This window comes from Pseudomonas sp. HR96 (assembly GCF_034059295.1).
Taxonomy (GTDB): Bacteria; Pseudomonadota; Gammaproteobacteria; order Pseudomonadales; family Pseudomonadaceae; genus Aquipseudomonas.
In genome coordinates this window covers 1,096,238-1,115,039 of record NZ_CP139141.1, presented here as the reverse complement: position 1 = coordinate 1,115,039, position 18,802 = coordinate 1,096,238, and the positions used below count along the sequence as shown (strand labels likewise).

13 protein-coding genes are annotated in these 18,802 nt (G+C 61.8%); 2 read left to right on the top strand and 11 right to left on the bottom strand.

The window, feature by feature from the left end; translation table 11 throughout:
- Nucleotides 1-13: 13 nt before the first annotated feature.
- Nucleotides 14-469 (bottom strand): PA2169 family four-helix-bundle protein, encoded by a 456-nt coding sequence (locus tag SFA35_RS05275; RefSeq protein ID WP_320575953.1) that lies wholly within the window; start codon nt 467-469, stop codon nt 14-16.
- A gap of 206 nt (nt 470-675) precedes the next feature.
- Here SFA35_RS05275 and SFA35_RS05270 point away from each other — a divergent pair, with 206 nt between their 5' ends.
- The gene (locus SFA35_RS05270; RefSeq protein ID WP_320575951.1) at nt 676-897 is read left to right on the top strand and encodes a DUF3820 family protein; all 222 of its coding nucleotides are present in this window, start codon (nt 676-678) and stop codon (nt 895-897) included.
- 93 nt (nt 898-990) lie between these two features.
- On the opposite strand, the gene SFA35_RS05265 is transcribed toward SFA35_RS05270, so the two are convergent.
- Genes SFA35_RS05265 through zwf form a run of 3 tightly spaced genes read right to left on the bottom strand, consistent with a single transcriptional unit; the run spans nt 991 to nt 3,855 of the window.
- A complete protein-coding gene (locus tag SFA35_RS05265; RefSeq protein ID WP_320575949.1) occupies nt 991-1,668 on the bottom strand; it encodes a bifunctional 4-hydroxy-2-oxoglutarate aldolase/2-dehydro-3-deoxy-phosphogluconate aldolase in 678 nt (225 codons plus the stop codon).
- A 17-nt stretch (nt 1,669-1,685) separates the two neighbouring features.
- A complete protein-coding gene (gene pgl, locus SFA35_RS05260; protein WP_320575947.1) occupies nt 1,686-2,399 on the bottom strand; it encodes a 6-phosphogluconolactonase in 714 nt (237 codons plus the stop codon).
- Nucleotides 2,386-3,855, bottom strand: a complete 1,470-nt coding sequence (gene zwf / locus SFA35_RS05255; RefSeq protein WP_320575945.1) for a glucose-6-phosphate dehydrogenase — start codon at nt 3,853-3,855, stop codon at nt 2,386-2,388. Before zwf ends, pgl begins: the two co-directional genes overlap by 14 nt.
- 189 nt (nt 3,856-4,044) lie before the next feature.
- Here zwf and hexR point away from each other — a divergent pair, with 189 nt between their 5' ends.
- Complete coding sequence (hexR, locus tag SFA35_RS05250; protein ID WP_320578845.1) at nt 4,045-4,905, top strand: DNA-binding transcriptional regulator HexR; 861 nt, start codon at nt 4,045-4,047, stop codon at nt 4,903-4,905.
- A 93-nt stretch (nt 4,906-4,998) separates the two neighbouring features.
- On the opposite strand, the gene SFA35_RS05245 is transcribed toward hexR, so the two are convergent.
- The 7 genes from SFA35_RS05245 to SFA35_RS05215 form a co-directional block, all read right to left on the bottom strand.
- Nucleotides 4,999-6,366, bottom strand: a complete 1,368-nt coding sequence (locus SFA35_RS05245) for a carbohydrate porin (RefSeq protein WP_320575943.1) — start codon at nt 6,364-6,366, stop codon at nt 4,999-5,001.
- Between the two features lie 120 nt (nt 6,367-6,486).
- Nucleotides 6,487-7,647, bottom strand: coding sequence for an ABC transporter ATP-binding protein (locus SFA35_RS05240; RefSeq protein WP_320575941.1), 1,161 nt, complete (start codon nt 7,645-7,647; stop codon nt 6,487-6,489).
- A 2-nt stretch (nt 7,648-7,649) separates the two neighbouring features.
- Complete coding sequence (locus SFA35_RS05235; protein WP_320575939.1) at nt 7,650-8,495, bottom strand: carbohydrate ABC transporter permease; 846 nt, start codon at nt 8,493-8,495, stop codon at nt 7,650-7,652.
- Entirely contained in the window at nt 8,488-9,396 is a 909-nt protein-coding gene (locus tag SFA35_RS05230; RefSeq protein ID WP_320575937.1) for a sugar ABC transporter permease, read from the bottom strand. Before SFA35_RS05230 ends, SFA35_RS05235 begins: the two co-directional genes overlap by 8 nt.
- 77 nt (nt 9,397-9,473) lie before the next feature.
- Nucleotides 9,474-10,760, bottom strand: coding sequence for an ABC transporter substrate-binding protein (locus SFA35_RS05225; protein WP_320575935.1), 1,287 nt, complete (start codon nt 10,758-10,760; stop codon nt 9,474-9,476).
- 134 nt (nt 10,761-10,894) lie between these two features.
- Entirely contained in the window at nt 10,895-17,095 is a 6,201-nt protein-coding gene (locus SFA35_RS05220) for a hypothetical protein (RefSeq protein ID WP_320575933.1), read from the bottom strand.
- 96 nt (nt 17,096-17,191) lie between these two features.
- Nucleotides 17,192-18,775 (bottom strand): peptide chain release factor 3, encoded by a 1,584-nt coding sequence (locus SFA35_RS05215; RefSeq protein ID WP_320575931.1) that lies wholly within the window; start codon nt 18,773-18,775, stop codon nt 17,192-17,194.
- Nucleotides 18,776-18,802 lie beyond the last annotated feature (27 nt).

Genomic DNA, 18,802 nt, shown 5'->3' with positions numbered 1-18,802 from the left:
TACAGCGGCAGCTTTAGCTGGCGCGGGCGATGTTGCGCAGAGCCTTGACCTGGTCATGGTTGCGCTGCACGCCGTGGTATTGGCGTTCGACGATGGAACGCACGTTCGACGGCAGGTCTTTCTTCAGCGCCTTCTCGTAGACAGCCTTGGCGTGGTCTTCACCGCGCTCGGCTTCGTTGAGGATGGCTTCTTCGCTCTTGCCGGTGACCGACGACTTGATGTCGACCCAGAAGCGGTGCAGGTCGGCACTCACGCTGGTGGAGTCTTCCGGGTCGCCGCCCAACGAGCGCACCTCGGTTTGAAGTTCGTTGGCCGCTGCCGCACACTCTTGTGCATGCTTGGTGAAGACTTGCTGGAGTTCGACGTTTTTCACGTCTTTGGCGCAGGCCGCAAAACCTTTTTCACCATCCTTGCTGGTTTCGATCAGATCGTTCAGTACCGAGATCACTTCTTTATTGGTAGCAGTCATTTTGTCGATTCCTTATGTTTAGGTGACTGGTAGTAATAGAGCAGCGTTCGTGCCAGTTTTTACGTAAAGATATTTCCCTCTTATTTCAACGAGTTACACAATCATATCTTTTTGCGGCTACTGCTTAATGCATGATGTATCAAAAGGCCTCCATGCAGAATGCAAGCCTTTCTCACTTACCCTTTACCCGTTCTATTGGCGCACTAATGAATCCACAATTACTTGAACTATTGGTCACCCGGGAAATGCCTTACGGCAAGTATCAGGGCCGCTTGATCGCCGACCTGCCGGGGCACTATCTGAACTGGTTCGCCCGCCAGGGCTTCCCCAAAGGCGAACTGGGCGGGCTGTTGGCGTTGATGCACGAGGTCGATCACAACGGCCTGGCGGATCTGCTGATACCGCTGCGGGCCCGGCATCGGCGCTGAACAGGTTCGGGGGACCATGCACTGCGACGGCAGGGTAAAAAAAAGGGGCGCGCCGACCAAGCGCACCCCGAATAAAGCCGTGAAGCTTTACCGTCAATCCAGCAGGGCAACGGCCTCTGCGGTCACTTCCTGAATACGTGCCCAGTCGCGATTCTTGATCCAGGCACTGTCGATCATCCACGAGCCGCCCACGCACATTACATTGGGCTGGGCCATGTAGTTCTTGATATTGGCGGGGCCGACGCCACCGGTCGGGCAGAAACGCACCTCGCCGAACGGGCCCGCAAAAGCCTTGATGGCCGCCACGCCGCCGCTGACTTCCGCCGGAAACAGCTTGAAGCGGCGATAGCCCAGCGCGTAACCCATCATCAGCTCGGACGGGCTGCTGATCCCCGGCAACATCGGCAGCGGGCTGTCGACGCCGGCCTGGAGCATGTCCTGGGTCACACCCGGAGTCACGGTGAACTGCGAACCGGCCGCCTCGGTGGCCGCCAGCATGTGGCGGTCGAGTACGGTACCTGAACCGATCAGCAGCTCAGGGCGCTGCTCACGCAGCACCTTGATCGCGGTGAGGCCCAGCGGCGAGCGCAGGGTCACTTCCAACGCGGTGAGACCACCGGCAGCGAGGGCATCGGCCAACGGCAGAATGTCCTCTTCGCGAGCGATGGTGATTACCGGCAGAATTTTCGCCCGCGCGGCCAGCGCGTCGATCTGGGTGATCTTGTCCGCCATGCGGCTTTGCGCCAGCTGTTGTTGTTCGGAAGTCGTCATAGCGGCTGATCCTTGGCTCATGGGCACCAATAAATATCCAACGGAGAATGAAGAAAGGCGCGCACCGGCATCTCGGCAACCAGGTCGCCCTCCAACGCGGTACGCAGGGTTGCAAGTTTGCCGGCGCCCTGGATCGACAGCACCGGGAAGCGCGCGGTGGCCAGCAGCGCCCGGCTCATGCTCAAGCGCTGATGGGGCACGCTGGGCGCCAGCATCGGCACGCAGCGGCGCGGGTTGTCCAGGCGCAGCGCGGCCTCGAGGTCCGGGCTGGCCGGGAACAGCGACGCGGTATGGCCGTCGTCGCCCATGCCCAGCACCAGTACATCGATCGCCGGCAGCTCGCCAAGGGCTTCGTCGGCCTTCTGCGCAGCTTCTTCCTGAGTGGCGGTGGTTTGATACAGGCCGATGAAATTGGCCTTGGCCACCGCGCCCACCAGAAGATAGCGTTTGAGCAGGCCCGCATTGCTGTCAGCGTGTTCCACCGGCACCCAGCGCTCATCGGCCAGGCTGATGGCCACGCGCGACCAGTCCAGGCTCTGACGTGCCAGGCACTGGAAGAACATCACCGGGCTGCGACCACCCGAGACCACCAGCGAGGCCACGCCACGCTGCTCGATGGCACTGCGCAGTTGCTCGGCCACCTTGCCGGCCAAGGCCTCGGCCAATAATGCCGGGCTGACAAAGTCGTGGGCGCGCACGCCCGCCGGCAGTTTGATTTCAGATATCGCCATACCAGGACCTCCCATCGCGGGTAATCAGTGCGATGGAGCTCATAGGCCCCCACGAACCCGCCGCATACGGCTTAGGCGCATCACCGGACTTCTTCCAGCCGGCGATCAGCTGATCGCACCACTTCCACGCATATTCGATTTCATCTTTACGGACAAACAGGTTCTGATTGCCCTGCATCACTTCCAGCAACAACCGCTCGTAGGCGTCGGGAATCCGCGCACTGCGATAGGTATCCGAGAAATTCAATTGCAGTGGGCCGCTGCGCAGCTGCATGCCCTTGTCCAGCCCCTGGTCCTTGGTCATGACACGCAGGGAAATACCTTCGTCTGGCTGCAGGCGGATGATCAGCTTGTTGCTGATCTGCAGGCGCTGCTCGGGAGCGAAGATATAGTGGGCCGGCTCCTTGAAATGGATGACGATCTGCGACAGCTTCTGCGGCATGCGCTTGCCGGTACGCAGGTAGAACGGCACGCCGGCCCAGCGCCAGTTGCGGATGTCGGCACGCAGGGCGACGAAGGTTTCAGTGTCGCTCTGGGTGTTGGAGTTTTCTTCCTCCAGGTAACCCGGCACCGGGCGACCTTCGCTGTAGCCGGCGATGTACTGGCCGCGCACCACCTGCTGGTGCAGGCCTTCGGCGGAAAATGGCGCCAGCGCCTTGAGCACTTTTACCTTCTCGTCACGGATGCTGTCGGCCGAGAGGTCGGCCGGCGGGTCCATGGCGATCAGGCAGAGCAGCTGCAGGAGGTGGTTCTGGATCATGTCGCGCAGCTGGCCGGCCTGGTCAAAATAGCCCCAGCGGCCTTCGATCCCGACCTTCTCGGCCACGGTGATTTCCACGTGGGAGATGTAGTTCTGGTTCCACTGGGTTTCGAACAGGCTGTTGGCGAAGCGCAGGGCAATGAGGTTCTGCACCGTCTCCTTGCCCAGGTAATGGTCGATACGGTAGACACGGTTCTCCGGGAAGAACTGCGCCACGGCATCGTTGACCCGGCGCGACGACTCGAGGTCGTGACCGATGGGTTTTTCCAGCACGGCGCGGGTGCGCTCGACCAGGCCGGCGCGCGCGAGGTTTTCGCAGATCGCGCCGTACACCGCGGCCGGCGTGGCAAAATAGGCGATCATCTGCTCGTGCTTGCCGACCACTTCGGCCAGGTTGAGGTAATCGTCGGCCTTGAAGAAGTCCACATGCACATAGGCGAGGCGGGCGAGGAAGCGCTGAACGTGGTCGGCCTCCAGTTGCCCGTCGTTCACGTACTTGCGCAGGTGCGCTTCGATGTTCGCCAGGTGTTCCTGCTCGGTGCCGGCCTCGCGGGCCAGCGCCAGAATGCGCGTGTCGGCATGCAGCAAACCGGAGCGGTCGAGTTGGTACAAGGCCGGAAACAGTTTGCGCAGCGCCAGGTCACCCAGGGCGCCGAACAAGGCAAAGGTACAGGGTTCAGTGGAAATCGAAGGCATAATGTTTGTTCTTTTATCAAGTTGGCGTAGAAATACCGTTTTTCACGGCACGATTCAAGGGGAAATGTAGTAATAACCACAACATCTGACCCGCAAGGCAGATTCGAGTGGTAGAGCCTCCCTGCCCTCAGTACGATAGCCCAATCGATGCAACTGTCAGTCGTCAACCTAGGACTCACCATGGAACGCGTGCGAAACCTGCTGGAACAAATACAGGGCCGCCTGGATGAATTGAACAAGGCCGAGCGCAAAGTCGCGGAAATCATTCTGCAAAACCCACAGCAGGCCACGCGTTTCAGCATTGCCGCCCTGGCCCAGGCCGCCAAGGTCAGCGAGCCGACGGTCAACCGCTTCTGCCGCTCCTTCGGCGTCAGCGGCTACCCGGAGCTCAAACTGCAGCTGGCGCAGAGCCTGGCCAGCGGCGCGGCGTATGTCAGCCGCGCAGTGGAAGCCGACGATGACCCGGCAGCCTACACCCGCAAGATCTTCGCCAGCGCCATTGCCTCATTGGACAGCGCCTGCCAGGCGCTTGATCCGCAGTTGGTCAGCCGCGCCGTCGACCTGCTGATCCAGGCCCGGCAGATCCACTTCTTCGGGCTTGGCGCCTCGGCCCCGGTGGCCCTGGACGCCCAGCACAAATTCTTTCGTTTCAACCTGGCCGTGTCGGCCCACGCCGACGTGCTGATGCAGCGCATGCTGGCCTCGGTGGCACACACCGGCGAGCTGTTCGTGATCATCTCCTACACCGGGCGCACTCGCGAACTGGTGGAGGTGGCACGCCTGGCCCGGGAAAACGGCGCATCAGTGCTCGGCCTGACGGCCGCAGGCTCCCCGCTGGCCCAGGCCAGCTCCCTGAGCCTGAATATACCGCTGCCCGAAGACACGGATATCTACATGCCCATGACCTCGCGCATCATTCAATTAACCGTACTCGATGTTTTGGCAACCGGCATGACCCTTCGTCGCGGAGTGGACTTTCAGCCGCACCTGCGCAAGATCAAGGAAAGCCTGAACGCCAGCCGTTATCCGGTGGATGACAATCTGGATTGATGGGCAGCAGCGGATAGTCACCCTGCAAACCTCGCCAAATCGCACGCAAAAAAAACGGACGACCAGGGTCGTCCGCAAAGCGCGCACATCAAATCAGAACTTGGACTGCACCTTCAGGCCCGCAACGATGGCGTTGTCGACCTGATCAACACCGCCCGGGTTCCTCACGTACTGCAGGTTGGGGCGCACGGTCAGCCAGTTGGTGACGTGGAAGCCGTAGTAGATCTCGGCGTTGTACTCGGTCTTCTGCACCGGGATGTAGTTCGGGTTGTCGTAGTCGCTGATGCCGCTCAGCGCGTTTTCCAGCTTCTCGCGATCGGTGACCCGGTCGTTGACGTGGATACGACCGAACGCCAGGCCCAGGTCATCCTTGGGACGTGCATCGAACGGACCGCGGTAGGTCAAGCCCACCGATTGGTAGTCCTGGATGTTGTTGGTGTCCTTGGCGTGCCCGGTTGCCTGGGCGAATACGCTCAGACCACGGCTGATATCACCGTTGTGCGAAGTGATTTGTTGCTGAGCAACCACCCACCAGCCGTGCTTCTCGTCGTGCTCCTTGAAGTCGCCGCCGGAGATGGGCTGTGCCTGACCATCGGCGCCTTCATAGACGTCGTTGGCGTTGGCCGAGCTCTTGTAGTAACCGATGCGGTATTCGCCTGGCAGGCCCTGGATATTCGGCGACCACACCGCTTCCACAGGAATGATGGTGCCCTTGGTGCCGCTGCCGCTGAGCTTGAAGCCGTTTTGACGCTCCAGTTCCGACGGGTTCTGCTCGAAGGCGCCGATCTGCACGAAGAATTCAGGGTTGAACGCCCACTTCACACGTGCTGCCCACTGGCTGACTGGCCAGTTGTACCAGATGTCGCCCGTCCAGTTACCGACCTGCGAGCCGCAGAAGGTCAGGTTCTGGAAGTCGCAAGGGAAGCTGTTGAAATCTTCGCCCGGGCCAAAGCGGCCGGCCTTGATGTCCAGGTGTCCGTCGAAGAACTTCTGTTTGTACCACATCTGGGTCAGGCGGTAGGTCTGGCCACGACCCCAGACTTCCTGCGAGGAGCTGAGTGTGCCGGTACGCGGGTCGCCGATGCGGTCGTTGGAAATGTTGCGACCACTACGCTCGGTGACGGTGATCTTGAACTCGGCATCGTGCCAGCCCAGAATTTTTTGCAGGTCGAGCTGGGCGCCGACGGCGAACTGGTCGCTGTAGCGGGCCGTCTTGTCGTTGTCGTAACCACCCTTGAGGTTGGTTGCGGCTTCACCTACATACTCCAGGTTGATGTCGTAACCTTTGTTGTACAGGTCGGTACGCAGCCCGCCCCAGTCACCCGTTGCGCGGGTGCTCGGATCGAATGATGCGTCGGTTTCCGGTGCCGCGAACGCTGTCGCCGCCAGGCCCAGAGCGCTGAGCGCAGTGAGTTGGCAGATCAGCCGCGCGCCGGATGGCTTCTTCAATTGCTTTTTCATCCCTTGAATCCTCGATTTTATTGTTATGTACCGCTTATGACTGCTTTGATATGACGCTTGGTACAGTATCCACGGCGCCTGTCATGCCAGACGCCGCCAATCTGTTCGGCAGTGCGCGCTTCAACGTCCCTTGAATTGCGCAACATTGTCACCACGGGCCTGGGTCTGCGGCTTCCCCACCACACCCAGGCGCTCCCCGGTCTGGGCGTCGAACAACAACACCCGCGCGGGATCAAATTGCAGATTCAGGCTCTCGCCGACCTGCGGGGCCAGGTCCGGTGCCATGCGGCAGCAGACCTTGGTCTGATTCAGAGTCACGAACACCAGGGTGTCGGGACCGGTCGGCTCGGTGACCTGCACTTCGGCACGGATGATCGGCAGCGAGCTGTCGGGCGAGCTCGCCAGGCCGATCTGTTCGGGGCGGATGCCCAGTATCACTTCACGATCTTCCAGGCCGGCATCGCTCATGCTCATCGGCAATTCGCAACGGTCCTGGCCGCTGTCGAGCAGCGCCACCAGACGGCCTTCCTTGCGCTGCAGACGCAGCGGAATGAAGTTCATCGGCGGTGAACCGATAAAGCTTGCCACAAAGAGGTTAGCCGGGTCGTTGTAAATCTGCTTGGGCGTACCAAATTGTTGAATGATGCCGTCCTTCATCACCGCCACCTTGTCGCCCAGGGTCATGGCCTCGATCTGGTCGTGGGTCACGTAGACGGTGGTGGTCTTGAGGCGCTGGTGCATCAGTTTCATTTCGGTGCGCATCTCGACGCGCAGCTTGGCGTCGAGGTTGGACAGCGGCTCGTCGAACAGGTAGATCTTCGGCCGCCGCGCCAGCGCCCGGCCCATGGCCACGCGCTGTTGCTGGCCACCGGACATTTGCCCCGGCTTGCGGTCGAGCAGGTGCTCGATCTGCAGCAGCTTGGCCACCCGTGCCACTTCGGTGTCGATCTCGGCCTGGGGCATCTTGCGGATCTTCAGGCCGAAGGAGATGTTCTCGCGCACGGTCATGGTCGGGTACAGCGCGTACGACTGGAACACCATGGCGATGTCGCGATCCTTGGGGCTCATGCCGCTGACATCCTGGTCACCGATCATGATCGCGCCGCCGGAGATGTTCTCCAGGCCCGCGATGCAGTTCATCAGGGTCGACTTGCCGCAACCCGAGGGGCCGACCAGGATCAGGAACTCGCCTTCGTTGATCGACAGTTCTATGTTTTTCAGGGTGTCGGGCAGGCCCGGGCCGTAGGTCTTGTTTACATTGCGAAGTTCGAGCGTAGCCATGATTACCCCTTGACCGCGCCAGCCGTGAGGCCGCGCACGAAATACTTGCCTGCGATCACATAGACCAGCAGGGTCGGTAGCCCGGCGATCATCGCCGCCGCCATATCCACGTTATATTCCTTGGCCCCGGTGCTGGTGTTGACCAGGTTGTTCAGCGCCACCGTGATGGGCTGGGAATCGCCGCTGGAGAACACCACGCCGAACAGGAAGTCGTTCCAGATCTGGGTGAACTGCCAGATCAGGCAGACCATGATGATCGGGGTCGACATCGGCAGGATGATCTGCCGGAAGATGGTGAAGAAGCCGGCGCCGTCCAGGCGTGCGGCCTTGACCAGGGCATCCGGAATGCTCACGTAGTAGTTGCGAAAGAACAGGGTGGTGAACGCCAGGCCGTAGACCACGTGCACGAACACCAGGCCGGTGGTGGTACTGGCCAGGCCCATCTTGCCGAGAGTGAACGAGGCTGGCAGCAGCACGGTCTGGAACGGCAGGAAGCAGCCGAACAGCAGCAGGCCGAAGAACAGCTGCGAACCGCGAAAGCGCCAGAACGACAGCACGTAGCCGTTCAACGCACCGATGGCGGTGGAGATCAGCACCGCAGGCACGGTGATCTTGATCGAGTTCCAGAAGTAGCCATGGACGGTTCCCCAGGCCTTGACCCAGCCGATGCCGCTGACCACGGTCGGCCAGCTCAGCAGGTTGCCGGTGCTGATGTCTTCCGGGGTCTTGAAGCTGGTCAGCAACATCACCACCAGCGGTACCAGGTACAGCAGCACAGCGAAGATCAGCACCGCGTAGATCGCGATGCGGCTCAGGCTGAGCGCAGGTTTGGCGGCGAGACTAGTCATTGCGCTTGGCCCTCAGCTCGGAGTACAGGTATGGCACGATGATCGCGAGGATCGCACCGAGCATCAGAATGGCACTGGCCGAGCCCATGCCCATCTGGCCGCGGCTGAAGGTGAAGGAGTACATGAACATCGCTGGCAGGTCGGACGAGTAACCCGGGCCGCCGGCCGTCATCGCCGCCACCAGGTCGAAACTCTTGATCGCGATATGCGCCAGGATCATCACTGCACTGAAGAACACCGGACGCAGACTGGGCAGCACCACGCTCCAGTAGATGCGCGGCAGGCTCGCGCCGTCGATCTGCGCGGCACGGATGATCGACTGATCGACCCCGCGCAGGCCGGCGAGGAACATCGCCATGATGAAACCCGAGGCTTGCCAGACGGCGGCGATCACCAGGCAGTACACCACGCGGTTCGGGTCGATCAGCCAATCCAGGCGAAAACCTTCCCAGCCCCAGTCGCGCAGCAGCTTGTCCAGGCCCATGCCGGGGTTGAGCAGCCATTTCCAGGCGGTACCGGTGACGATCATCGAGAGCGCCATCGGGTACAGATAAATTGTGCGGATGAAACCTTCGCGACGGATGCGCTGGTCAAGGAACACCGCCAGCAGCACGCCTATGACCAGGGTGATGCCGATGAACATGCCGCCGAATACCGCGAGGTTCTTGCTCGCGACCCACCAGCGGTCGTTGTCGAACAATCGGGCATATTGCGCCAGCCCTGCCCAGTTGTAGCTCGGCAGGAAGGTGGACGTGGTGAACGACAGGACGAACGTCCACAGGATGTAGCCATAAAAGCCCACCAGGACGATGAACATGCTGGGCGCCAGCACCAGTTTAGGTAGCCAGCGCTGCAGTGCATCGAACGGCGAGGCTTTGCTGAACACAGCAATAGAGCTCATGGGAAAATCCAGTTCAGGGGAAAAGGACTACAGAATCAAGCCGGGCGGGGGCCAGGAAGGCCCCCACGCGGTCACCGTTACTTGGCTGACTTGATCGCCGCGGCCAGTTGCTTGGCGGTGTCGGTCGGGTCGGCTTTCGGGTTGTTGATGTAGTTGGTCACGACGTCGAAGAATGCGCCTTGCACCGCCAGGGTCGTGGCCATGTTATGGGCCATGCTTGGCTGCAGGCCGCCGGTCTTGGCGTCAGCCAGGAAGTCCTTGGCAGCGGTCTGGGCGCAGGAGTCGAAGCCGTAGGAGTCCATCTTGTTCAGCATGTCGACGCGCACAGGGATCGAGCCCTTGTTGATGCTGAAGACCTTCTGGAAGTTCTCACCCAGCACGACCTTGGCAATGTCCTGCTGACCGGCAGCCGTGCCTTTGTCTTTCTGCTTGAACACGGCCAGCGAGTCGATGTTGTAGGTGAAGGCCTTGTCGGTGCCAGGGAACGGCACGCACTCGTAGTCCTTGCCGGCGATTTTCTTGGCGGCGGTCCATTCGGACTTGGCCCAGTCACCCATGATCTGCATACCGGCCTTGCCATTGATGACCTTGCCGGCTTCCAGGTTCCAGTCCTGGCCCTTGCCGTCGGCGTCCATGTAGGTCGCGACTTTCTTCAGCTCGGTCAGCGACTTGACCATTTGCGGACCGGTCAGCGCGGCTTCGTCGAGGTCGACCAGAGCTTTCTTGTAACCGTCGGCACCCATCACCGAGAGCACCACGGCTTCGAACACGGTGCTGTCCTGCCAAGGCTGGCCACCGTGGGCGAGCGCAATGAAGCCTGCGGCCTTGAGCTTGTCGCCGGCGGCGTAGAATTCTTCGAGGGTGGTGGGGTTCTTGGTGATGCCGGCTTTCTTGAAGACTTCCGGGTTGATCCACAGCCAGTTGACGCGGTGGATGTTGACCGGCACGGCGACGTAGTCACCGTCGTACTTCACGGTATCGGAGACTTTCTTGTCGAGCAGGCTGTCCCACTTCTCTTCTTTGGCTACGTCCTTGAGGACGTCGGTGTCGAGCAGGCCGGTGGACGCCCATTCCTGGATGTCAGGGCCCTTGATCTGGGCAACGCCTGGCGGGTTGCCGGCAACCGCGCGGCTCTTGAGCACGGTCATCGCGGTAGCACCACCGCCACCGGCGACAGCACCGTCTTTCCAGGTGAAGCCGTCTTTTTCGACCTGAGCCTTGAGGACGTCGACAGCCGCTTTTTCACCACCGGAAGTCCACCAGTGCACCACTTCGACGGTGCCTTTGGAATCGGCGGCGAAGGCACTGACAGGGAACAACGAAGCAAGGGAAATGGCTACGGCGAGGCGAGAGATCGCTTTCATGTGAATTCCTTTTTTTGTTGTTATGCAAGGCAAGTCTGGTGCTTGCGCTGCGGGGAGTCTAAACCAGCGTAGTAGCTGACGGAGGTAACGAAGGGATGGGGAAATGTCACCACGTGGTGACATTTCCCCATCGTTCAATAATAGACCCCCGGCCGGTCATATGGCTCCAAGGGAGGCGCTTTGCGCTCGTAGTTCCGCCGCTGACCGGCGCTGACCAGCGGGAGAAGACCGCGTATCTCAGTGCTCATCCGTGATCTCAGGGTCATATGCAGGGCCAGGGACGTGGCGATGCTTTGCAAGCGATTCCTCAGGACAGCCTTGCGGTCCTCGCCCAGCACCGTGGTATCGCGGTCTAGACGCCGCAGTTCCTTGTCGCACCCGGCGGCTTCGTCCTCGAGTTTGCGATCCTCCGCTTGCAACGCTGTCAGCGACCGACCGGTGCGTTTGAGGGTGTTATAGTTTTGCCACTGAACCTGGAAATCCTGGCGGCGCGCGTAGCGGTCATGAAATGCCTGGGTCATCTGTGCATGCTCTTGATGCAGCAGGTTCAGCTCTTTTTTCACTCGCTCATGGCGAGTGGAAAGCTGATCCACTTGAAACTGACTGACGTGAACATCCAGACGCCCTACGGCAGAACCGTCAGCCGTCCAATGGGCTTCCATTCTATTGAGGTTGCTGATAACCATATTCTGCTCGCCAGCCCACTGATTACCCTTGGGCTCCAGCAGATCCAGCCGGGTCTGCGCCGCCTTGGCGTACCGGAGGTCTTCGGCCTGAGCCTTTTCACTCGCCTCCAGCAACTGCAGATCAGGCCATGGGTCATAGGTTGACGCCGATGTCTGTTCAGAGGCACGCCATAGCCCACCCTGTGTCTCAAGCTGGTACAACGGTTGTGAGCGCCCATAGCGCTGGTGCCGATAGGACCGGTAGGTGGCGCGATTAGCGATGCGCACATATAAGCCTGGCTCTGAGGGGTCATCGACGGAAACCTTTTGCCAACGGTTCTCCTGAGCATTGTACGAGGGCACCGGTACCGCGCGGTATTTTGCCCCTGTGACGTCAATTTGCCAGGCCACTGCGGGCTCATAAGGCGTGAGGTCGTCCTCTGGAGCTTGTGTCTGCCCGCTCTGAGCCGCACGGCGCTGCTCCCTGTCGGCAACCCGTTGTTCGGGCGTTCGAATCACCCGCTCTGCCCGCCAGGTACCATTTTCCTTGAGCAGCCGGTACTGCTCGGCTTCGAACCTGGACCACGGCGTGTCGTCGTTGAGCAAGTAATAGCTGGTACGGTCAAAATTGCGATACCGCCCGGGCAGGCCCAATCCGACCTGCCAGTCCAACTTGATCCAGCGGTTGCGGGGGTCGTCGGGGCCCACGTCCGGATCCTTGTCGGCCTGGGCAACCAACAGCCCATCCTCCCTGACCAGCTTCCAGGCTTGAGAGGTGCGGGTGGCGGCAGAAAGGGTGTTGCGCGGCAACCGGCGCCGCACGGTTTTACCGGCATAATTCGCGTTCTCGTAGAGAATGGCGCTGTTACGCTTGAACGACGGGTTTCGCTCGGCCATGGCCTCTGGAACGTCCAGCGCCTCCCAATCGAGGTTCAGCACCGCTTCCTGCAGCGCCGGGTAGCCCCAGAAGGCCGAGCTCACCAGTGAGGCGTTGAGGGCTTGCTCTATGGACTTGCGCAGCGCGGTCTTGATCGACTCGTCATAGGCCTCACGCACCACTGGATCAGCACCCGCCGCCAGCGCGCCATAGTATTCGTCGACGTAGCGCAGGAAACGCGGCGATTCCAGCTGCGGTTGCAACTCCAGCAACCGGCGCCGGCTGAGCAGCACAGCCTTGCCCGGCTTGCTGGCGAGGACACGTTCGGCGATACGGGGGACACCAAATTCGGCCATTCCCCAAAGCAGGCTTTCCGAGACCACCGTGGTCAGCCACCGGGTCAGCAGCGCACGCTGCTCGTCGACATTCTCCGCAGCGGTCATGCGCGCAAGGCTGGTAGCCGTAGAGCTGAACAGCGCAGTCAGCCACGCTGAGCGACCGGCCACGGTGGCAATCGACAACGGCGACCCCCCGACCACGGTCAGCGCGGCCGCAAATAAATTGATCACAAACTCGAACTTGTGGGTGTAGTAATCCAGCGCCTGCTCAGCTTTTGAACGACTCTGATGATCCGCCGCACTCTGCAGGGATTCCTGCAGGTAGCGCACATCATTGTCGGCCAATTGGTCCAGCGTTTCTGCACGTTCGGTGATCAGCTTGAGTTTCGAGGGGGTCGTAGGGTCTTTGCTGACGGCTTTATGCCGGCTATTTTCCAGGCGCTTGATGAAGGCATCGTTGTAGACTCGCTGCCCATTCACGTCGCGCAGGGCCTCGGCGTAGTCCCGCTCATCGCGGCCGACCGTCGCTGCAATCGCGTCATACAGTTCATTGTCCATATGAGCCGTACCCTGCAGCACCTGAGCTATATGGGAGATGTCGGTGACCTCCACTGCGGTGGTCGACACCGGCCAGGAGGCAGCATCGGTGCCTGCGGTCAGGGCGGCGGAGCCGGGGTGATAGGCGTCGATCACGGTATGGTTGGCCATGAAAACAATGATGTCGATATTGGCCGAGGCATCGATGTAGCGAACCGTTTGCAGGATTCGTTGATGCCCCGACCACTCCCGCCGTGGGCTACCGAACGCCGGGGTGAATATCTTGTAGCGTTTGGCCGGGCCTGCAAAAACCGGGTGCAGGCTCGCCAGCCCCTGTTCGATCCGCGAACTGGGCGAATAGTCTTTGGACCCGACAGCATCTTTCAATTCATCAAACAGTCGACGTTTGTAGTTAGCGATCAAGGCGGGGCGCTGCTCGTCCATGTGCGTCTGCAATTGTTGCTGATATTTTTCCACGGTCGGGTAATCACGCAGCGCTTGCAGGTACAGGGCGGGGGCCCCGCCTTGGTCAGCGGCAGAGCGCTGCGGGTCTATCTCGATGTTGTACGCATTCTGGCCAAGTTTGCCGTACAGACGCCCCGCCAGTAATTGCCGGGGGGTAAGCTCGATGCGCCCATTGGTACCGAACATCTGTCGATTCCAGAAAGGCTCGTTCACGGCGTTACCCTCCAGCCGTTCGACGGCATCGGGGCCCTGCAGGCGCGCGTAGGCCCGGCGCAAGGACATCACCGGTTGCGTCGCCGGCATGACCAGATACACCAGTGGGTTGTCCTCGAACACTTCGTAGCGCAAGGGGATGGCTTCATCCGGGTCGAAGGGTCGGTTGTAGTAATTGGCGTGAATACGTGCGCCCGTGTACTCGGCGAACTCGTCCAGGCTGGTCAGGTGGGCCGGCAGTACGCCCGCTCCCACGGCGCGTTGGCGCAGTGCTGCAACTCCCGCCTCCACCTGATATTTGTGCAGCAGGAGCTCGAAAGCCGTCTTGGCGGCCAGCGCGTCCGGATCGCCTTCAAGCACCAGCGTTTGCTCCTTGCCGCTGAGTTCGTCATTGGCCAGTACCTCGACGCGCCCATCACGTTGGGCCACATGCAGCGCGCTGTGCTGATCGGGCACTGCGCCGGACTCTGCTGGCAGCTTCGATTGCAGGTCGCGTCGGTGACGGCCGGTGGAGTCACTGACCGGATCATCGGGCTGCTCTACCGACGTGAGCAATTGGCGCACAGCTGCCTCCAGCCTCAGCGGGTCGCCCAGTATTGCCTCGGCATCGCTGTGAGTGCGTCGGATACACGCCTCGATGCCCTGGGCGAAGGTGGTGCGCTGCCCCTCGATCATGGGTCGGTCCAGCCAGTTGATCCGCTCCAACTGAGTGGCGGCCTCGATGGCCTTTTCGCGTTCGCGCCAGTTGTAGATCGCCATGGCGCCGCTGAACGCCGCAGCACTGATGGATAGGCCTGCCAGCGTGCCCCACGGGGTCACGGACGCCGCGCTATCGAGCGGATGCGTAGCGTCGTCCGCCGGGCCGCTGTCCTCCTGCGGCACTCGCAGGCTGGGGTTGCGCGCCGCTGTGCGCTCGCGCAGGTAGGCGCCCGCGCTTGACAGCGCTACGCCGCCGAACAGCAACGCGCCAAGCAGCGCAGCGTGATAATGCCCGCCAAGAGTGTCCACGCGCAGTTGCGCCGCCGAAGGAACACGGCAGCGCGCCGACAGCCCCTGGCCGACGCCTGTGGCAATGCTGGGAGGCGGGCCGATCGGGGCGGCGCTCGCGCCGAACGACAGCGCCCCGAGCAACGGCGCCTGGCCCTCGGGCAGGGCCGAGCCGACGGCATCGGCCAGACCATTGACCACGGCACTCTCGATACTGGCGCCGGCGCGCTTGAGCGCCGGGCTGCTGCTGCTCAGCAGATGCTCCAACAACCGCACGCCGCGCTGCCCCGCCGAAAGGTCGGCCCCCTTGCCTTGGCCCGACTGCGAGAAAGCCTCCCACAAGGCTGGCGCCAACGGCACCAGGTCCAGCGCCAGAGCGCCTGCACCCGACACGCCAGTCGCCAATTTCACCTGCCTGACGCTCATTTCCAGCCAACTCTCGAGTTCATCAGTACTGGGGGAGCGAGCCCACTTCCAGGCAAAGTTCAGGCCGCGGGCGATCCACCGCAGGTAGTAGGCTGCCTTGCCGGCAATACCGGGCAGCGCACTGATACGGTCCCAAATGATGTAGAGCCAGCGTTGACCGTCCCTGGCCAGTGTCCAATCGTCGGGGATTTCCCGAATGGCGATGTAGGCGCTCAGTACCATGACGGCTTCAGGGTCACTGCGCAGGCGGCCATAAAGCGCCGCGCCCTTGGCCAGCGTGGTCAGCGCGGCTGGATTGGCGACCTGGCGCATGAAGATCTGCCCCAGCCCGGTGATCGCCTCGCGCGCCTGGCTTGCCCAGGAAGCATCCTTGTCACGGCGCTGCTTGAGTATCAGCAACTGCTGGCTGACGAGGGTCCAATCGAGGCTGCTGCGCAACAGTTCGACTCCCGCAGGGGACAGCGTTTCGGCCAGGTAACTCTGCAGCTTCGGCATGGCGAACAGCGCTGACGTCCAGGCGGCCTGCGCCGCCAGTGAATTGTTCAGCGGACGGCGCGGGGCTTGCTCAAGCAGATCAAAGATCTGCGTCAGAGGCTCCATCACTCGGGCACCGAACCAGAGCTGCAGCAGAGCGCGCAGGGGCTTGTTCGACAGCAGCTCGATCCCCCAGCCGAGTTGTTCCGCAGGACTGCCTGGCAGAGTCGCGAAGCCCTGAATGTCCGTAGCGCCTTCACCCAGCTCGGCGAGGTGAGCGCTGGTTGCCTGCATGGCGGGGTCTGCGGCGGCTTGCATCCGGTCAAGGTTGCCGGCTGTGGACAACCAGTCGAATGCGCCGACCTCGTCGTCAGCCGCGCCTTTGAGCACCCCACGCAAGGGCCTGAGCCACTCTTGCAACTGTGGTGCGAAAAGGTGCCCCAGGCGGCTGTCGAGTATGACCAAGGCCATGGCCCAGCCCTTGTCGACCGGCCCGCGCTCGGCGTCCCCCGCCAGGTCGCGGATTTTCTGCAGTACATCCGCCAGTTCGACGAAGAATTCCGCCAACCACGCCAGCTCCGCAGGCAACATGGCCGCCAGCAGGCGGCTCTGCCCGAACGCTTGAAGATACCCCAGCGGCTTGATCTGCGCGGCTGCCGAGCCTGCCACCGTGAGATCGTTGATAAACGACTGCAGCAGGTTCATCCCTTCGATCAATTGCGCGGCGTAGCCGTCAGGCAGCGCCAGCACCACGTCTTCGCTGGCCAGCGTATCGGACAATCGCCCCAGATGATTGCTGGCCGATTCCAACCCCAAAGCGCCACTGCGCCCCTCGTCGAAAAGATCGATCAAGCTTGCCAGCGGCTTCATTACGTTCTGCAAGGACGCCAGTTCGCGGTCGCGGTCGTTGCCACTGGGCAGGTCAATGAAGGCCTGCAAAAGGGCCTTGAGGGCAACATAGTTGGTGACGTTGAGTTCGTCCTTTTGCCGGATCAGCTCGATGTACATCTGCATGAGGACGCCGGCCATGGGATGCACGAAGCGGGTCAGCAGCTTGGCGACCAACGCAGTCGCCAACCTGAACACTACCCGCCGAGCAATGCGCCGCACCACCGGATGCCGCGACGTTGGGTCCTGCTTGCGCGTCAGCAGCGCATAGCCCGCCGACAGCTGCTGGCGCAGCCAGTCGCCAGTGCTCTGCAGCTCGGCCAATGCCACTGCAGGTGTAGTGAGCGATTGCGCCGGCTGGGCATTTTCGGCGCTGTCCAGCGACAGCTCGATGCGCTGCGCGGGGCCTTGCCGCCAAGGTTCGGCAGCTGCGGGCTCATCGATCGAAGCGGCAGCGAACGGCATCGACGACTCCGGCGGGAGGGGATCCAGCCGAAGTCTAATCACTACTCACCCAGGGCGGGTGAAACAGTTCTTACAGCGCGTGCAGCGCTGTAAGAATCAATGATGCTCGCGGGTTGCGCGGAAATTGACGTCGGGCCAGCGCTCTTGCATCAGCGCCAGATTGACCCGGGTCGGCGCCAGGTAAGTGAGGTGGCCGCCGCCATCGAGGGCGAGGTTTTCCACCGCCTTGTTGCGAAATTCCTCGAGCTTCTTCTTGTCGGCGCAGTCGATCCAGCGCGCGGACCACACGGTGATCGGCTCGTAGGAGCATTCCACCTTGTACTCCTCCTTCAGGCGGCTGGCGACCACATCGAACTGCAGCACACCGACGGCGCCCAGGATGATGTCGTTGCTGCGCTCGGGGAAGAACACCTGGGTAGCGCCCTCTTCCGCCAGCTGCTGCAAGCCTTGGCGTAGCTGCTTGGACTTGAGCGGGTCACGCAGGCGCACGCGGCGAAACAGCTCCGGGGCGAAGTGCGGGATACCAGTGAAGCCCAGGTTCTCGCCTTCGCTGAAGGTGTCGCCGATCTGGATGGTGCCGTGGTTGTGCAGGCCGATGATGTCGCCGGCGAAGGCTTCCACCAGTTGCTCACGTTCGGAGGAGAAGAAGGTCAGGGCGTCGCCGATGCGCACGTCCTTGCCGGTGCGCACGTGGCGCATTTTCATGCCCTGGTCGTACTTGCCCGAGCAGATGCGCATGAAGGCGATACGGTCGCGGTGCTTGGGGTCCATGTTCGCCTGGATCTTGAACACGAAGCCGGTGAATTTCTCCTCGGTCGGCTCCACGGTGCGCTCGTTGGCGACCCGCGCCAGCGGGCGCGGCGCCCAGTCGACCACGGCATCGAGTACATGGTCGACGCCGAAGTTGCCCAGCGCGGTGCCGAAGAACACCGGGGTCAGCTGGCCGTTCATGAACTCGTCCTGGTCGAACGGGTGACAGGCGCCCTGCACCAGCTCCAGCTGTTCGACGAAACGCTCGTATTCATCGCCCAGGTGGGCGCGGGCTTCGTCGGAGTCGAGTTTTTCGATGATCTTGACGTCGGTGCGCTCGTGGCCGTGGCCCGGGGTGTAGACGATGATGTAGTCGTCGGCCAGGTGGTAGACGCCCTTGAAGTCACGGTAGCAGCCGATCGGCCAGGTGATCGGCGCCGCCTTGATCTTCAACACCGCTTCGATTTCGTCGAGCAGCTCGATGGGGTCGCGGATGTCGCGGTCCAGCTTGTTGATGAAGCTGACGATCGGCGTGTCGCGCAGCCGGCAGACGTCCATCAGGGCGATGGTCCGCGGCTCTACGCCTTTACCGCCGTCGAGCACCATCAGCGCCGAGTCGACCGCAGTCAGGGTGCGGTAGGTGTCTTCCGAGAAGTCTTCGTGGCCGGGGGTGTCGAGCAGGTTGATCATGTGCTCGCGGTAGGGGAACTGCATCACCGAGGTGGTGATGGAAATACCGCGCTGCTTCTCCATTTCCATCCAGTCGGAAGTGGCGTGGCGGTCGGACTTGCGCGACTTCACGGTACCGGCGACGGCAATGGCCTTGCCCATCAGCAAAAGCTTCTCGGTGATGGTGGTCTTGCCGGCGTCCGGGTGGGAAATGATGGCGAAAGTGCGACGCTTCGCGACTTCGGCGGCCTGTTGGGTCATGGGGGAACGCCTGCGGGGGTGATTCAA